This is a genomic window from Mesorhizobium sp. M7A.F.Ca.CA.001.04.2.1 (assembly GCF_003998485.1).
In the GTDB taxonomy this organism is placed as follows: Bacteria; Pseudomonadota; Alphaproteobacteria; order Rhizobiales; family Rhizobiaceae; genus Mesorhizobium; species Mesorhizobium ciceri.
On the sequence record NZ_RZQT01000140.1, the window covers coordinates 1 to 15213 of the forward strand.

The following is a 15213-nucleotide window of genomic DNA, read 5'->3' on the forward strand; positions in this document are numbered from 1 at the left end:
GGGGCATGCGAAGACCTGACTACGCCGCAAATTGTGTCATTTGCCGTAACCTGCGTGATGATGGCAGCGTTCGTGTGGGGTCGCTATCGATATGATCTGGTCGCGGCTGTGGCACTGTTGCTTGCTGTCGCGGTTGGCATTGTGCCTTTTGACGAAGCCTTCAGCGGGTTCAGCGACGATATCGTGATTATTGTCGGCAGTGCTCTGCTGGTGAGCGCAGGGATAGCACGCTCGGGTATCATGGAGGCAGCGATCAAGCGCTTTGCTCCGAAATTATCGGGAGTTCGGTCGCAACTGGCGCTGCTGGTGATCGTGGTCACGATCCTCTCTGCCTTTGTAAAGAATATCGGGGCGCTCGCTATCATGATTCCGATCGCCTTCCAGTTCGCGCGCCGGTCTAACATTTCACCCTCGATATTCCTGATGCCCATGGCATTCGGGTCACTGCTCGGCGGACTAATGACGCAGGTGGGAACATCACCCAACATCGTAGTGTCCCGAGTGCGAGAGGAGCTGATCGGAACCGCCTTCACAATGTTCGACTTCACACCTGTTGGAGCTGCCATAGCCGCTGCCGGAACGATCTTCCTGCTGTTTTTCTATTGGTTGTTGCCGGTGCGCGAAAAGCATGGCGGGTCACTGAATGAAGCCCTCGACATCAAGAATTACCTTACAGAGGCTCGAATTGTCGCCGACTCCACGGTGCTCGGGAAAACCGTCGCAGACCTCATGAAGCTCGCCGGGGGCGATGCAATCGTGACGTCGATCCTGCGCAATCGCACGATGCGGATGACGCCACTGCCCGACGTGGTCCTCAAGGTGGATGACATCCTGTTGCTCGAGGGCGACCCAGAAGCGCTGGATCGCCTTGTCTCCCAGGGCAGGCTCAGCGTGACCGGGGATAGGGGCGGTGGTGACGACACCACCAACGAGATGGTCGCTATCGAAGCCGTAATCGGTGAAAGCTCCTCTTTGATCGGCTGGACCGCCCAGCGCCTTGCCCTTTACGATCGCTTCAACGTCAACCTCCTGGCCGTCAGCCGTCGTGGGGAGCGCCTCGACCGCAGGCTGGCCGCAGTCGAGCTGAGGCTCGGGGACGTTGTCGTCTTGCGGGGCAGTGCAGCGAGGATGCCCGAGATACTTCGTGAACTCGGCTGCTTACCGCTGGCAGAAAGGGCTATCCTTCTTGGTAGCGTCCGCAAGGGTATCGTGCCGGTAGTGGTCCTTGCTCTCGCCATGGTGGCGACGGCGTTTGGGCTGCTGCCAGTGTCCGTCGCTTTTTTCGCGGCCGCGGTCGCGATTGTGCTTTTCAAGGTCATTCCGCTCCGCGATGTTTACCAATCGCTCGATGGGCCTATCCTCGTCATGCTCGCCGTTCTCATTCCAGTGAGCGATTCACTACGCAGTACAGGAGCTACGGGAGTAGTTGCCGGCGAGCTTGCTAGACTGGGGACCCTCCTTCCGGCGTCCGGCGCACTGACGCTCATCCTTGTCGCCGCCATGGCCGTTACGCCATTCCTCAACAATGCCGCCACCGTCCTTGTCATGGCGCCTATCGCCGCCGAATTTGCTAGTGATCTGGGCTACAGGCCCGAACCGTTTTTGATGGCTGTCGCCATTGGCGCCGGCTGTGATTTTCTCACCCCGATCGGACACCAGTGCAACACGCTTGTCATGGGGCCGGGTGGCTACCGCTTCAGCGACTATCCGCGTCTGGGACTTCCCCTGTCTTTCCTCGTAGTCATTGTTGCTGTGCCGATGCTTATGATCGTCTGGCCAATGAACTGACATCCGATATTCGGATGCCTTCTTGGAAATCCCACACGACACCACAATCGTGAATGAGGTCGCCGCGCAAGCCTGACGCGGGCTGGCCAACCTGCGGTCAGTGTCGCCAGCAGTTCCCCTCTCGTCCCGCCCGCGGCAACAGAAACTGTGTTCCGGCCGCTCTATCGGGGCAAAGGGAAAGCCAGCAAACAAACCTTAGGCCATGGACTATACACCGCAGCGAGATTGTCAGGGGCTTGGCGGAGTATTGACGTCGTTTCTCACCTAGGAAAAGCCGGTTCACCTTCGTGATGACGACAGGCCGATAACGCTTTCTTCGAGAATACGAGGCCCTTTCGGGCTGCGATCAGCATCACAAGTCGTGTGTTGCTCAGCGGCAGGGCCCTGGTGAACTGCAAGTCGTCGCGACGACCATTCGACCTTGGTGCTACCTGAGATACCAGCGTTGCACATCGCGCAGGAAGGACGAGGGCGGCTGTTAGCCGCCCAGTCATTTCATCTCACACGTTGCGACGACCTCTGGCGCTTTCCAGGTCATCACCTGTGTAGACTTCATCCGTTGGATCGAAGCCGGTCCAACCGCCTGCTTCGTATTCGGTTCGCCGATGGGCTATGTCGACGGAATTATATTGCTTCAGTATCTGTTCCGCGTCGGGGACAAGGTCGTCTTCGACCCTGGCTATAACCATTGTTCCCCCGCGCCGAACGCCTTCGGCATAAACATGTGCGTCGCTTTCCGGCACACCGGACTCTGTCATCGCGCCGATGATGCCGCCAGCTGCGCCACCGACCACGGCACCGCCGACAGCGCCGACCGCAGTCGCTGCCAGCCAGCCCGCGGCAACCCCGGGGCCGAGACCAGGTATGGCCATCAGGCCAAGGCCGGTGAGCAGGCCGCCGGCCCCGCCGACTACGGCGCCGACACCAGCCCCTGCTGCCGCATCCTCGCCAGCCTCCGACGCTTCGCCCGTAAGCCGGCCGCCCGAATTACCCGCCACGATGCTAATATCGTCGTGCGGAACGCCCGTGGCTTCAAGCTCGCCCACAGCGTCGCTTGCTTGATCATAATTGTCGAAGAGGCCTGTTACGGTTTTCATTTGATTTGTCCTTGGTTGGAGATCAATTCTTGCCGGCAACGACGTTGCCTTGAAAGTCGAGGGCGATGGGTGCTGCTTTGCCGTCCTTGCTCGCCGTTCCACGCCAGATGCCCTTGTCATCCTTCGTCAGGGCGGAGACGTCCGAGTAGCCCGCCTTCTCGATGGCGTTCTTGGCCTGGTCCTCGGTGAAGCTGTTGGCGCCAGGCACCGGGGCCACAGAATTTGTGGCGGCCGCATCGGACGCGGCTGGCGCGGAACTGTCGGGGGCAGGAGCGGCAGCCGCGACCTTGCCAACCATCTCCTGATGCATCTTGAGTGTCGGCAACGTCTCGCTTGCAAACGACTTGAGAGCGGAATTGTCGCCGTCCCTGGCGTAGCTTTCAAACATGCTTACAGCATCGGCATGCGCCGTCTTCTGCATGTCGGCATAGGTTGCATCGACTGGCGCCGCAGCTGACTGCAACTTGTCGACGTCGCTCTTGTGGGCAGCGTCGAGGTCGGCGGGCACCTGCAATTTCTGTTCGCCGGCAATACTCTCGAGTTTGGCGTTCGCAGCACCGTGGTCGGAGATCATCTTCTGCGCGAAATCCTTAAGGGTCGGATCCTGGAGCTTGCTTTGAGCGACCTTGCTGGACTGCACTTCGAACATCCCGCCGATCGCGGCCTTCGTGACGAAGTCCTGGGCCGTCTCTGCTGACAAGGCAGGCAGTACAGCGGTCATTGCGGTCGCGATCGACAGCGATGCCATGCGTAGTTTGGTTCTCATGCTTAGGTTCCTTGGTTGAGGAGGACGATGAACTCCAATCTCCCGGCGCCATCTTTGTTCCGGGCCTTGATAAATGTCGGATATTTTCGGGGCGCCATTCCCGCCGTCACGAGCTGGGCGGAGTGACACCGATCCCAGATTGTCCAGGAACCCCAGACCGATCGAAGAGTTGCCATTGCTCGCAGAGGGGACCTGATGGCGGAAAACCAACGGTGAGTTTGGTATGCTTGCCGGCAAAGAGCCTGAAGCAGACGGGACGGCCGACCAGAAGATCACCACACGGCGGAAAGATGTCAGTAGCGCAACAGATTGCGCTTACCCAGGCATCCCGGCGGCGTCAGCAGGTCGACATGCGTGACCTTCGCCAAGTAAAATGCCGGCCAAGGCTCGTTTCTGAGGGTTAGCTTATGAAAGCCCGCCGCCCCATTTGCGAAGCGGCGGGCTTCATCCGCCCCAACTTGTCAAAGCAACTTTGATGCCAAACCTTTTTGGCTCTTTATAGGACAATGGCCCCTCCGACAGCGATCAAACAGACATCCAAAATGCCAGCAGCAGGGCGCATAAGGACGAGACGAGGGCAGCGGTGGCAAAAAACACGCCCTGCCAATCTGGCGGTGGCTCGGATATCAACTTGTCGGGGGGCGGCTGATTGTCATTCATGAAAGCAATTTGCGACGCCAAGTGTAGTTCCCCCTGATCCTTCAGGTTGTCGGCGGAAATGCTCGTCGCCTACCGAAGGCCAAAAAAACTCAAAATCGCCAAGACGACGACCACCGCACCAACGAGCCAAATGAGATTGTTCATGATCTCTCTCCTGTTGCTTTCGAAAGTTCGCGCCTGGCAGCCCCGATCGTTTGGGACGCTTCTTCTTCGAGTTTTACAAGCTTCTCCCTGATCTCGTCCGGCTCGGCATGCTCCAATCCGACAACGTCGTTCCTGGTTTCCTTCAGTGAAACGATGATCTCGTCGAGTTTTGCGTGAATGGCGGCGGTATCGCGATAGCCTTGTAAAAGGACAACACCGGTGATCACGATGGCGGCAACCGACAGGGCATAGGTGACCGCATTTGTCAGTCCAAAAGGCACCAGGGCGGTGCACAAAACCATTGCCATGAGCATGACATAGAAGCCTGGCGGCCGAGATAGGAAGTCGGAGGCCGCGAAAAGGAACCGATTCATATGCTGGCCAAGGTCATCAAGGCGACCAGTGCGGTAATCGCCACACAAACAGGCACCGCCGCCAACAGGCCTGCCTCTAAGATCCGACTCTCCTTGTCGCGCAACATCAGGTCACCTACTGCAGGTTAAAGATACGGGTTCGGCGTCGGAAGGGACGTTTGCCCGCCGATCCACCACATGCCAGCCAAGAACGAGTGCCATCACGAGAAAGGGAACAGCCGCGAATAACCAGCGTGCTTGGTCCACACTTTATCCATCTGCATTCTTCCAAATTCGAGAGACAACAGCCGCGGAAGCCAAGCGTTCCAGCCGCTGCCGCTGACAGGACCAATGCGGTTTCCAGAACCAGACTTAGGTCCCAAGGGGACTAGACCTAAGTACCTAGGGCGGAACGTTTAGGGCGGCTCCATGTTCAACTTGCCGGGCGGCGCGGGACGATGATCGTGTTGCGCCCGTCCCTACAGGAGTGCAGATATGAACATGCTTCTAAAGAACACCGCAGCAGCGATGTTGCTATTGGCTGGGATCGGCTCAGCCGCCGCGGACGACGTCATCATCCAGCCGGAACAGGACACCGTCATCCGCGAATATGTGAAGAAGCAGCCCCTGGCGTCGGTCAAGCTCCCCGGCGTGGAACTGAATGTCGGGACAGCCCTGCCGGAAACGGTTGAGATCCATGAGGTCCCCAACGTCAAATATCGCTACGTTGTGGTCGACAACCGCACGGTGCTGGTGGACCCGGGCACCCGAAAAATCATCAAGGTTTACGACTGAACGAACCATCCAACCCCGCCGCCATCGCCTGGCGGCGGGGTCGAAGCTTACAAATCTCCACAATCCGGTGACGAGCCTTGAGTCCCGACATCGCAACCTTCCAAAGGTCCGGCTTTATGGATGATGGTCGCCGCCAGGCAGAGTTTTCCGCTCAACAAGCCAGTCCAGGAGCTCAAGGACTTTCAGGGCAAGATCTGTGCACGAGTAATACGCTTTATGGCGCTCCTGCCTCCGGGTGACCAGACCAGATTCTCGCATCATGCCGAGATGCTGGGAGAGTGCTGAGTTGCTAAGCCCCAATCGCGGCGCCAGATCAGAAACGGACATTTCTCCGTCAGCAAGAATCATTAGAGCGAGAAGGCGCTTTTCATTAGCCATGGCAGCGAGCAGCTCGGCGGATGGCGCATAAATGCTGGGCTTTTCGGGATTCATGATGTTCCCCTCGCTCACGCGTCGAGCGCGCCTTGCGCCGGCCTCCTTGACGGCAGCGGCGGGCGCCCCAATGAGGATGTGCCGGGATCGTCGCGTGCCCGGCGCGCTAGAACTATTAGCGTGGTGTATGTTCCATCAGAAGGGCGTCGCTGTCTCACGGCCAGCCTCGGCGGCTAAGCGCCTTAGCTCCTGGATCGGCCTTTCTTCGAAGCCTGGGGACCCTTGGCTTCGGCAGCAAGGCGTTGTTCTCGAAGTCGCGCAGTTTTCAAATAACGCGCCTCTCTCTCGGCCGCGTTAGCAACTTTTGCCTCGCGGTCTGCGCGCTCCAATCGGTCTTTGTCGACGCTTCGCTGGGACACTTTTGCCTCCTACCAGAAGACCGTTGAATTTACTGTTCGCTAAATTGTTCCCGTCAATCGGCGACTGCCTTCCTGACGCATGCCGACCCAGCCGCCGTCCGCAGCACCGATGGCCACGACGATCTCGTCGGCAGCCGGGCCGTCTGCGATCTGAAAATTGGCGGTGATGAAGTGTGAGCGGCGACCGTTCTCACTCTTGTGCATCATCGGAAGCGACAGCAGCGCGCCAGGCGCGCTGCGTGTGTTGCAGAATTCGAGATAGGTCGTGCCGCCCACGAGGTGAAGGAAATTGCTTCTCGCCTCGCGGATAATGGCGTCATTAACATGGGCTAATGCGAGAGACCCTCCGAGAGGGTATTGGAGAGCTTAGCGAAAGGGCTGAACGATGACGATAGTCGAACTGGCTTTCGATTTGCTTGCGAAGAAGCTCGCCGCCCGCACCGGCATTTCCAGCGAAGAAGCTAGTGACCTCGTCGCCACTATGGGAGCTGATTGGTCGTCACTCGTGCGAGCAGCAAGGGTAATGAAAAAATACTCCGGTGTTGCCTGACCCGCTCGGCCTGGAAGGACTTCCTCCTCGCATGAGGGCACAAACGACCAGCTTGATGGGACGAATCGTCAGGCCATAACGGAGGCCGCGTGGCACGCGCATTTCCCAGAACGCACTCGATCACCTGCCAAGAAAACATGGCGGTGCGGGTCGCCCCAAACTCCCGAGACAACGCCCGACCGCTGCCGAATGTTTCGTGGCCCGGCCCGACGGAGGTTCTCACTTCAGTGGCCTAACGATGCTTCTTGCGACTTGCGTCTTGATGCAAGATGCCGCTCTCTCAGTTCCTGTTTTCAATCGGAATGACGCTCCACGCCCGCATGAGGAACTGCCGTCATCAGACCAGGTCGTTTTGTCGTTGCCGCCCAAACAGGACGGTCACCCCCAAGACCGATACGAATATTACCTGGTCAAGGTAGTTGCTATGTGGGCCCGCGCCACGGCGGTCAGCGTGGGCCCGTACGCTGCGCTGACCGGTGCTCACTATCGCCTGCGAGCCACGATCGTAGATCAGCGCTTGGCGTTGTCACTCTCCGAGTCGGCCCGCGCGAGGAACTGCTCGGCTGTCGCTGGAATATGGCTTTTCAACCAGTCCGCCATCGCAACTTCCTCACGCAGATTCTCTTCGCAGAGCTGGGCGACCTCTGCTTCGCCTAGCGATTTGGCGGCGGCGATCAGGATTGTGTAGGAGGCGATTTCCATGTGCTCGAACGTGTAGCTTGCAAGCGATCCCTTCATCACTTCGTCCCCGGCGAACACCCCACTGAGCGACTGCGCCATTGCCGTCAGCTTGCCGCCGGCATCCTTCAGTGTGGAAGATCCTTGTCCGATGCGGTCAAGACAGGTTTCCAGCCGAGCAGCCTGCTGTCTGGTCTCCTGGATGTGCTGGCGAATCCGCTCGCTGAGCTCAGGATAGTTCTCTATCCGGTTCAGTTGCCCATTCAACATGGTTTCGGCCTGCTCCTCCATGGCGTGAGCATCCCTGAGCCATTGGACAAGCCATTCGCGTGATTCTGACATTTCATACCTCCTTCATGGGTCGGCCAGAACTTTCAAAGGGAGATATTGTTCCTCATCGGTTGAGCTGCCGAGTCAGCCTGTATTGCAGGCTCCTGGAGGTAGGCGCTGCAAGCGGGCGCTTGGCACCAGGAGAGAGTGGCGGGCGACGGGCATGGTCGCGGTGTCCGCGTTGGCAAAACGCATTCCTGCAGAAATGACGAAGCTGCTGCCTGCCGCGGGTTCCGTGATGGATGATCTCAATGAAGCGTTTCGCGTCGGCTCGCATTCCAATACCCGCACCGCGACGTGTCAGGCTGTGTCTTGCCCGAGCGCCTTGGCCGTTGCTATTCGTCTTGCGAAATAAGCCCGTTGCCGGTGCGCCCCAGCGAGGCAGGTTCAACAACGGAGATCATATCACGATGGAACGTCACGGCCTTTCGCAGGTTGGTATTGGGGTTTTCGCGCTAGGGAAAGAGCCATGACTTCTTCAGACAAGTCTTCAACTGACATATCACACCGCCCCGAGAAATCGAGCGGCAGGACCCCGTCAAAGTCGGCGACACCTTCACCGGCCCCAGAGAAAATATCCGGAGCAGGCCCTGCGGTCGCCGAGCATTCGAAAGACGCCAAGGCGCCCAGAGGCGGGCGTCAACCTGGGGCCTATGTCAAGGATTAGATGGCCGAGCTGGGTGCGTTTGTCTGGCCAACAGGAAGCGACGAGGAGGTTTTTATGCAGATGATGGGAGTTGTCGTCAGCCGAGACCAGGCTCCGGTCGTGGAATTTCGGGGCGAGGGAGGCGAGTGTATTACAGTTACCCTGCAGGCCGGGCATACTCTTCCCGACGATGAACTCATTGCAAAGGCCAGGGCTATGATGGTTCAGGTCGCTCAGTTCGGGACGGACCAGATCAACAATGCGGCGATGTCTGACGGGTCGTCGGCCGATGGGGTGATACAATCCGGAATGTCGGGATAGATAGCTTCGCTCGGTGCGGGCTACAAGGCCACGAGTCGGTAGCGGACGTGCACTCATCAGCCAGAAGATGGCGAGAGCGGCACGCAGGCAAGGCACGCAGATCGCACCCTCCAAAGCAGCGACACCGGCGATCATCGAAAGCCGAGCGTGAGCGTTGGGGCTATCAAAGCTATGGAACAAAGCTGGCGCGCACTGGTTGGGGCCAAATTCAACGCTGTGGGGAGGGGATATGTCGCGCATCTTCAATCTTGGTTTGCCGGTCCTGCTTGGCGCTGCAACGTTCACGCTCAATGTTGCTTCGGACCCGCTGCCGCCGGATCTGACGTATCGACCATTGCCAAGCTTGCCTTTTTCTGCGGTCAAGGAAACTGACGAGGCGCAAAAGCCGGCTGTGACACAACGGCAACGCGGCCTGCTCGAGAGCCGTTACGATCTGGCCGACCGGCCGATGCCCGGCGTCATGATGTCGGGCGGGCGCAAGGCTGTACAAGAAGGCTCGCGAGTGAAACTGCCGGCAGGCGAAACCTGGAGCAGCCTGGCAGCGAAAACCCCTCAGGAAATTCGTGATCGTGGTCTGTTGCCGCAAGGCTTCCTACCGTTGCCGCACGTCAAGCAGGCCGCCGGAGGTCAGGTCTTTCCTGAAAGTGAGATTAGAGAGATCGGCGCTGATGAAGGACGCGATCTGCGCCGCTTCGACGTCGATTTCGATCTACCGGATCACCTTACCCCGGAGTTTCCACCTCCAATATTTCTGACCACGCACCCGGAGCTTGGAGATGTGTCGCGAGGGGATCTGCTGACGATACGCAACTTCTACGAATACATGAACGGCATCATCACGCCCGTGCAGATGGAAGGACTTCGTCTGCTGCTGACGCCATTTCCGCAGGAGGAATTCAACCAGACCGAGGACAGGAAGGTAGCGATGCAAAGCACGGGTGTCGCTTGCCTCGATTGCCATTCCAATTTCCACACCAACGGGGCGTTTCACCTCACCCCGGACGTGCGGCCGCAAGCCGAGCGCTTCCGGCTCGACACAACCAGCCTGCGCGGCTTGTTCAACCAGCAGATCCACGGATCCAAGCGCTCGCTGCGTTCCGTGGAAGACTTTACGGAGTTCGAACAGCGCACCGCCTATTTCAACGGCGATCACGTGAGCGCCACCCGCAAGGGCGTGAACCTGCCGGATCGGCCCAACCAGGTCGCGATGATGGCGCAGATGCAGAACATCATCGATTTTCCTCCGGCACCCAAGCTCGATCCCTTTGGACGACTTGACCCGGCTACCGCCAGTGCGCTGGAGATCAAGGGCGAGCAGGTGTTCATGGGAAAGGGCCGCTGCGGCGAATGTCATGTTCCAGCCCAGTCCTTCATGGACAACAATATGCACGACCTGAAGCTCGAGCGATTCTACAAAGTTGGTCAGACGTTCAACGACCAGGTTGCCATTCCAGATGGACCCATCAAGACCTTCACGTTGCGCGGGATCAAGGATTCTCCGCCCTATCTTCATGACGGCCGTCTGATGACGCTGGGCGATACCGTTGAGTTCTTCAACCTGGTGCTCGGAACGAAGCTCGACCAATCGGAAAAGGAAGCATTGGTGGCCTATTTGCTCACGCTCTAGACATCATCCGGGAAAAACCGTGGCCGACAATTAACTAGGTATTGAATGGAGGACAGTTCATGCGTGCCGCCATAATGACAGTAGTCCTGGCATTGTCGCCCTGCTGTGCGCTGGCGCAAATCGGCAATCCAGCCGGTCTTGCCCCCGATACCAGTATGGAGAAGCCTGGAGTTCCAGCACCGCACCAGACGAATTATCAGGATCGGCTTTTCGTACAGCTAATTACGGCAGGCGGCAGGGCCGAGATAGAGTTCGGGCGACTCGCGGCTGGAAAGACAAGCCACGAAGACCTCCGTGAATTTGCAAATCGGATGGTCGATGATCACAACAAGGCCAATGAGCAGCTGAAATCCGTGGCCGATAAAAGCAAGATTCCACTTCCCGAAGGGCTCGATCCAGATCACAAGAACATCCGTTCCGATCTCGAAAAGCTCGACGGCGCCGCGTTTGAGCTGGCGTACCTGAGGGCGCAGATCGTCGATCACCAAAGGACGGCGCAGCTCCTGGCTTGGGAGATAGGCTCGGGCGAGGATGCAGCGCTTCAGCGCTTCGCCTCCGAAAAGCTGCCGACGGTGCTTGAACATCTTGACCTGGCCCGCACGTTGCACGCGAAGCTGGCAGGCCAAGCCCTGTTCGCGCCGGATACGCAAAAGGCCAAATGAAGCGGCGGTCATGTGGCACCTGAAAGTTCAGCTGCCTTCCGTGAATGTCAGCGCACGCGCTTCTGTTCGTCTGATTGAGAAAGTGACGCCATGGCGGAACTTCGGATCGCCGCCGCGCTTAATCCGGTGGAGGAGTTATCCGATGAACGCGACCAAAGAGTTTTTTGAAAGCTGGCTGCAGGAGAATGTCGGCACTCTTGCCGGCCAAGAGGAAGTGAGCTTCGCCGTGCTGGCTCAGCAATTCGAGCAGGATGCCGAAGCGGCCGGTTATGGTCGCGAGGTGCGTGAGGACGAGCTCGGAAACATTGAAGATGCGATCGAGCAAGCGCTCAAGAAAGCGCGAACTGGCGTGCATGGTGACGCCGCTGGCGAACCCAGCGATGTGGCAGCCCTCATGGATGCGCTGGAGGTCGAAGATGCCAAAAGCGGGCCGTAGGCCATACCAGATCAGCTCTTTTCGTTTGTCGAAGTTGCCGGGGTAGCCCCATGGAGCAGTTTCGCAAGGACATGGCCGCCTTGGCAGAGCCGGCTTTCTGGGTGACGATAGGTTTGCTTCTGGTCCCTTATGCGCTTGGAACGGTGCTGCTCGTTTGGACCTGCGGCTGCCTGTAAGGTGCTACTGACACACCCCGGTGGTGGTTCAACGGCCCTAACGCCATACAATACCCAGCTAATGCGCTCGCGGGGGGATCCTGCGCTGCAGCAATGTCCGAACGATCTCGTCGCCAGGAAGTTCATCGTCGACACCAAGCTCCTTTGCTGCCGGTAATCGCACCGCCGCGGCTGACAGCTTTTGGGAGAGGGCCGCCGTGTGCAGGCGCCGACGCTATCTGCGCTCTCAAAGTTCCAGCTACGGCCCCCTGTCACGGTTCCCCGATCACGCGCCTGAAGCGCGTTTCCTTGCCTCGAAAATAGCCCAGCAGCTTGCGCGTTGCCTTGGAACACTTGTGTCATATCGAAGTTCGGCCCGCATAGGAGAACCGAGATGGCCATCCCACAAGCGGACAACGACAACCACCTGCGCATGAAGCCGGCTCATCGAGGCAAAATCTCGCCCAAGGGGGCGATACACCAGGTTAGAGCACGACCCAGGTACAAAATGGCTCTGCGGGCGACAAGAATTAAGGCGAGGCGCTGAGATGCCGCGGACCAATAATGACGCTCGCAACGAGAAGACCACATCAGCTGCAGCAATCATTGTCGACAAGGAACGTGCTGAGCGCGCCGCCAAGACGGCGCGGTTAAAGGAAGCGCGCCTCGCACAGGCCATCACGCCGTCTCCCATAGAACGCAAGCAGCGTGTCACCAAAAAGGTTCGCAGGATTTTTGTTGCTGGCTAGGAGGTGTCCGTGACGCGCAATCATGACAAGGAAAGATACGACCGCGCCAAACGCATCAGCCAAGAGACGCTGGACGCTGAACGCGCACAACGCGCCGAGAAGACGGCGCGGCTGAGACAAGCAAGGCTTGCACAGCGTCCGGTGGAGTCGTCGCCGGCGCAGCCGCAAACTCGCCGCAAACCCATCCAGGCTCTCAAAAAGAGAAGCCGTAAGGTGATCGAAGTCTTTTAGGCTCTCCACATCCGTGCGGAACACTGGGAGAGTCCAGCGGCGAGCGCGGCTGGGAGGGAGGGCTTCCGCGACCTGATCCAGCAAGGCTGCGAAATACCTGGCGAGCAATCGCGGGGACTTTGGATCTCCGCCTCCTCGCCATTATCAGAGCTGGGAGCGAAACCTGCTCGCAAAGTAGTCGGTGACCTTTTCGCTTAGCGGACGCGCTTGCCATTCTTCCAGACTGACCTGCCTTGATCGCTTCAGGTCCTCGTTGAAAACGTCTATTTGCGTCCGCGCGAATTCCAAGCCGTAGACGTTCAGACTGGCCTCATCGTTGAGGCGCAAGGATCGCTCATCCAGATTAGCCGAGCCAAAGCTCACCCAGGCATCGTCGACGATCAAAAGCTTGGGATGGTACATTGTGGGTTGAAACTCAAAGATGCGCACACCGGCCTTGAGCAATTCGCCCCAGAAAAAGCGCGAGCCCTTTCGCACCACAGGCACATCCGTGAGCCAATTGGGAACGATGACATCGACCGAGACGCCTCGCTTCCTTGCATCAAGAATCTGCTGCAGCGCGATGTCGTCCGGCACGAAGTAGGCCATGCCGATGCGCAGATGATCCTTGGCCGCGGCTATTGCCGCCAACATCATCAACTCCATGTTCTCCGAGCCGTTTGGCTGCGAAGAAAGTATCAACTGCGCATCGAGACCGCCAGCGGCCGCAACTGCAGGGTAGAACTTCCCGCCCTGCAATGTCTCGCCGGTCGTCTCAAGCCAGTTTTCGGCGAACGCCGCCTGGAATGCGGGCACGGCTGGTCCTTCGATCCGGTAATGCGTGTCGCGCCATTCATTTGAGTTGCGTGCGTTCCCGCGCCAATCATCGGCAATGCCGCCCCCGCCAGTGAAAGCGATCCGGCCATCAACGATCAGCAGCTTGCGATGAGTTCGGTTGTTTACACGGTCCAACGTATACCAGCGTAGCGGCCGATAGCGTTCGAACCGCACACCTGCCGTCGTCATGATGCGGATCAGGTCCTCGTCGAAGGGAAGGCTGCCAACCCAGTCGACGTTCACGCGGACTTCCACGCCTTCGCGGGCCTTCGTCGCCAATGCGATCGCGAACTCGTAGCCGATGGCTCCTGACCAATAAATATACGTTTCCATGTTGACGCTGGATCGAGCCGCCCCGATTGCTTGCAGCATTGAGGGAAATATTTCGTCTCCGTTGACGAGAGTTTGGACCGCGTTGGAACCGAACATCTGCCCTTGCGAATAGCTGCTCATCGTCTTGGGAAATTGGGGATCCGTAGCGTCGAACCGGTGGGGGACGATAGATCGTAGAACGCGCGGCTGTGGAGTGAGGTTTATGATCAACACCGTGAGCAGGCTGCCGATGGCGGCGATGGCCAGATAGATGAGCACCTTTCGCCAAGGCGCAATGCGGGAGGTCTTCTTGCGGGCGCCTGACGCAACGGAACCGAAAGGCTGCACGTCAATCGCCCAGTTGCTGGCGATGGCGATGTTTTTCGATCTCCTCAGGCTCTTCATCGTCGATCCGGGTGATGTTTGAAGCCGCGTGATCTGACCGCAGGATCTCGTCCAGCTTGGCGTGGATCGCTTGAGTGTCGCGGTGCTCCGCGCGCTGGATGAACAGCGTCATCGCCCACGTGAACAATGTTGCGGCTCCATGCCAATCCAAGCTCTGTCGCTCGAAAATCATCCAAAGAATTGCGTAGGCCAACAAGACCAGGAACGCAGCGGGACGGGAAGTCAGTGTGCCGATTGTGGTAAGGGCGCTGGTGATCGGATGATTTGCCATTCCAGAGAACTCGCGGCAGTCCCCCCTGGTTCCAGCGAGACATCATACCGCCCCGCCGTGCCTGCAGTGGATTTGGGTCGGCCGCTTGAGTACATCGCCTCTGGCCGATCGTTACTTTCGATCGAGCACCTTTCGGACCTTCTCGGCCAGCTCGTCGATCGTGTAGGGTTTGGTCAAAAGCTCCGTTCCAAAATCGAGCGTGCCATTGTGAACAATCGCGTTTCGCGTGTAGCCGGTGGTGTAGAGCACCTTTAGTGACGGGTGCGATGTCCTGACCTTGTCCACCAGTTCGCGGCCTGACATTTCCGGCATGACCACATCGGTGAACAGAAGCGAAGGCACATGCCCGCTCTCCACGGCGGCAAGTGCATCTCGTGGCCCCGACATTTCCAGGACGGAATAGCCCAGTTCTCGCAGCGCTTCTGCGGCCATCAGGCGTACACGATCTTCATCCTCGACGATCATGATGACCTCGTCTGAATGTCCCGGATGCTCGCCCGCCAAGGCGGCGGCCGGGCTGTCGGGAATGCCGCCATGCGACCGCGGTAGATAGATCTTCAAGGTGGTTCCGACACCGAGTTCGGAAGAGATCTTGACGCTGCCGCCGGACTGACGAACAAACCCATACAC

18 protein-coding genes and 1 pseudogene are annotated in these 15213 nt (G+C 58.6%); 10 read left to right on the plus strand and 9 right to left on the minus strand.

The genetic code is table 11. From position 1 onward, the window contains the following. The first annotated feature begins 15 nt into the window (after positions 1-15). Entirely contained in the window at positions 16-1788 is a 1773-nt protein-coding gene (locus tag EN955_RS29050; RefSeq protein ID WP_127223497.1) for an SLC13 family permease, read from the plus strand. A 500-nt stretch (positions 1789-2288) separates the two neighbouring features. Here the strand turns inward: EN955_RS29050 and EN955_RS29055 are convergent, their stop codons facing one another. From EN955_RS29055 to EN955_RS29065, 3 genes are all read right to left on the minus strand, one after another. Continuing rightward, positions 2289-2885 carry a hypothetical protein gene (locus EN955_RS29055; RefSeq protein ID WP_127223494.1) on the minus strand — a complete coding sequence of 199 codons (597 nt, stop codon included), beginning with the start codon at positions 2883-2885 and terminating at the stop codon, positions 2289-2291. A 22-nt stretch (positions 2886-2907) separates the two neighbouring features. Then, positions 2908-3651 carry a DUF4142 domain-containing protein gene (locus EN955_RS29060; RefSeq protein WP_024504639.1) on the minus strand — a complete coding sequence of 248 codons (744 nt, stop codon included), beginning with the start codon at positions 3649-3651 and terminating at the stop codon, positions 2908-2910. Positions 3652-4451: 800 nt separating this feature from the next. Next, positions 4452-4829, minus strand: a complete 378-nt coding sequence (locus tag EN955_RS29065) for a low affinity iron permease family protein (protein ID WP_024504638.1) — start codon at positions 4827-4829, stop codon at positions 4452-4454. A gap of 474 nt (positions 4830-5303) precedes the next feature. Between EN955_RS29065 and EN955_RS29075 the strand changes: the two genes are divergently transcribed. Then, positions 5304-5603 carry a DUF1236 domain-containing protein gene (locus EN955_RS29075; RefSeq protein WP_024504637.1) on the plus strand — a complete coding sequence of 100 codons (300 nt, stop codon included), beginning with the start codon at positions 5304-5306 and terminating at the stop codon, positions 5601-5603. Between the two features lie 114 nt (positions 5604-5717). Here the strand turns inward: EN955_RS29075 and EN955_RS29080 are convergent, their stop codons facing one another. Both EN955_RS29080 and EN955_RS29085 read right to left on the minus strand, forming a co-directional pair. After that, complete coding sequence (locus tag EN955_RS29080; protein WP_050580505.1) at positions 5718-6035, minus strand: metalloregulator ArsR/SmtB family transcription factor; 318 nt, start codon at positions 6033-6035, stop codon at positions 5718-5720. Positions 6036-6484: 449 nt separating this feature from the next. Next, positions 6485-6670 (minus strand): annotated as a pseudogene (locus tag EN955_RS29085) (amino acid synthesis family protein); the annotation flags it as partial. A 109-nt stretch (positions 6671-6779) separates the two neighbouring features. Here EN955_RS29085 and EN955_RS34915 point away from each other — a divergent pair. Continuing rightward, positions 6780-6944 (plus strand): hypothetical protein, encoded by a 165-nt coding sequence (locus EN955_RS34915; RefSeq protein WP_164752019.1) that lies wholly within the window; start codon positions 6780-6782, stop codon positions 6942-6944. Between the two features lie 510 nt (positions 6945-7454). On the opposite strand, the gene EN955_RS29090 is transcribed toward EN955_RS34915, so the two are convergent. Beyond that, positions 7455-7964: a DUF892 family protein gene (locus tag EN955_RS29090; protein ID WP_024504634.1), complete on the minus strand. Its 510-nt coding sequence runs from the start codon at positions 7962-7964 to the stop codon at positions 7455-7457. 151 nt (positions 7965-8115) lie between these two features. Between EN955_RS29090 and EN955_RS29095 the strand changes: the two genes are divergently transcribed. The 7 genes from EN955_RS29095 (at position 8116) to EN955_RS29135 (ending at position 12779) form a co-directional block, all read left to right on the plus strand. Continuing rightward, positions 8116-8307 (plus strand): hypothetical protein, encoded by a 192-nt coding sequence (locus tag EN955_RS29095; RefSeq protein WP_024504633.1) that lies wholly within the window; start codon positions 8116-8118, stop codon positions 8305-8307. A gap of 312 nt (positions 8308-8619) precedes the next feature. Next, entirely contained in the window at positions 8620-8919 is a 300-nt protein-coding gene (locus EN955_RS29105) for a hypothetical protein (RefSeq protein ID WP_024504632.1), read from the plus strand. Between the two features lie 229 nt (positions 8920-9148). Next, positions 9149-10546 (plus strand): cytochrome b6, encoded by a 1398-nt coding sequence (locus EN955_RS29110; protein ID WP_013525109.1) that lies wholly within the window; start codon positions 9149-9151, stop codon positions 10544-10546. Positions 10547-10605: 59 nt separating this feature from the next. Beyond that, a complete protein-coding gene (locus EN955_RS29115; protein WP_050580502.1) occupies positions 10606-11208 on the plus strand; it encodes a DUF4142 domain-containing protein in 603 nt (200 codons plus the stop codon). A gap of 142 nt (positions 11209-11350) precedes the next feature. Further along, positions 11351-11644: a DUF768 domain-containing protein gene (locus EN955_RS29120; RefSeq protein WP_013525111.1), complete on the plus strand. Its 294-nt coding sequence runs from the start codon at positions 11351-11353 to the stop codon at positions 11642-11644. A 703-nt stretch (positions 11645-12347) separates the two neighbouring features. Beyond that, positions 12348-12548 carry a hypothetical protein gene (locus EN955_RS29130; protein WP_013525113.1) on the plus strand — a complete coding sequence of 67 codons (201 nt, stop codon included), beginning with the start codon at positions 12348-12350 and terminating at the stop codon, positions 12546-12548. A 9-nt stretch (positions 12549-12557) separates the two neighbouring features. Then, positions 12558-12779, plus strand: a complete 222-nt coding sequence (locus EN955_RS29135; protein ID WP_013525114.1) for a hypothetical protein — start codon at positions 12558-12560, stop codon at positions 12777-12779. 144 nt (positions 12780-12923) lie between these two features. Here the strand turns inward: EN955_RS29135 and EN955_RS29140 are convergent, their stop codons facing one another. The 3 genes from EN955_RS29140 to EN955_RS29150 form a co-directional block, all read right to left on the minus strand. Beyond that, positions 12924-14312: a phospholipase D-like domain-containing protein gene (locus EN955_RS29140; RefSeq protein ID WP_127223495.1), complete on the minus strand. Its 1389-nt coding sequence runs from the start codon at positions 14310-14312 to the stop codon at positions 12924-12926. Next, complete coding sequence (locus tag EN955_RS29145; protein ID WP_013525116.1) at positions 14257-14583, minus strand: low affinity iron permease family protein; 327 nt, start codon at positions 14581-14583, stop codon at positions 14257-14259. Before EN955_RS29145 ends, EN955_RS29140 begins: the two co-directional genes overlap by 56 nt. A gap of 111 nt (positions 14584-14694) precedes the next feature. Beyond that, a partial coding sequence (locus tag EN955_RS29150; protein WP_127223496.1) for a response regulator occupies positions 14695-15213 on the minus strand: 519 nt, incomplete at its 5' end.

Bases quoted from the DNA above. Each gene is read 5' to 3' on its own strand.
- EN955_RS29055 (WP_127223494.1), bottom strand. From the start codon at position 2,885: ATGAAAACCGTAACAGGCCTCTTCGACAATTATGATCAAGCAAGCGAC.
- EN955_RS29060 (WP_024504639.1), bottom strand. From the start codon at position 3,651: ATGAGAACCAAACTACGCATGGCATCGCTGTCGATCGCGACCGCAATG.
- EN955_RS29065 (WP_024504638.1), bottom strand. From the start codon at position 4,829: ATGAATCGGTTCCTTTTCGCGGCCTCCGACTTCCTATCTCGGCCGCCA.
- EN955_RS29075 (WP_024504637.1), top strand. From the start codon at position 5,304: ATGAACATGCTTCTAAAGAACACCGCAGCAGCGATGTTGCTATTGGCT.
- EN955_RS29080 (WP_050580505.1), bottom strand. From the start codon at position 6,035: ATGAATCCCGAAAAGCCCAGCATTTATGCGCCATCCGCCGAGCTGCTC.
- EN955_RS34915 (WP_164752019.1), top strand. From the start codon at position 6,780: ATGACGATAGTCGAACTGGCTTTCGATTTGCTTGCGAAGAAGCTCGCC.
- EN955_RS29090 (WP_024504634.1), bottom strand. From the start codon at position 7,964: ATGTCAGAATCACGCGAATGGCTTGTCCAATGGCTCAGGGATGCTCAC.
- EN955_RS29095 (WP_024504633.1), top strand. From the start codon at position 8,116: ATGGTCGCGGTGTCCGCGTTGGCAAAACGCATTCCTGCAGAAATGACG.
- EN955_RS29105 (WP_024504632.1), top strand. From the start codon at position 8,620: ATGGCCGAGCTGGGTGCGTTTGTCTGGCCAACAGGAAGCGACGAGGAG.
- EN955_RS29110 (WP_013525109.1), top strand. From the start codon at position 9,149: ATGTCGCGCATCTTCAATCTTGGTTTGCCGGTCCTGCTTGGCGCTGCA.
- EN955_RS29115 (WP_050580502.1), top strand. From the start codon at position 10,606: ATGCGTGCCGCCATAATGACAGTAGTCCTGGCATTGTCGCCCTGCTGT.
- EN955_RS29120 (WP_013525111.1), top strand. From the start codon at position 11,351: ATGAACGCGACCAAAGAGTTTTTTGAAAGCTGGCTGCAGGAGAATGTC.
- EN955_RS29130 (WP_013525113.1), top strand. From the start codon at position 12,348: ATGCCGCGGACCAATAATGACGCTCGCAACGAGAAGACCACATCAGCT.
- EN955_RS29140 (WP_127223495.1), bottom strand. From the start codon at position 14,312: ATGAAGAGCCTGAGGAGATCGAAAAACATCGCCATCGCCAGCAACTGG.
- EN955_RS29145 (WP_013525116.1), bottom strand. From the start codon at position 14,583: ATGGCAAATCATCCGATCACCAGCGCCCTTACCACAATCGGCACACTG.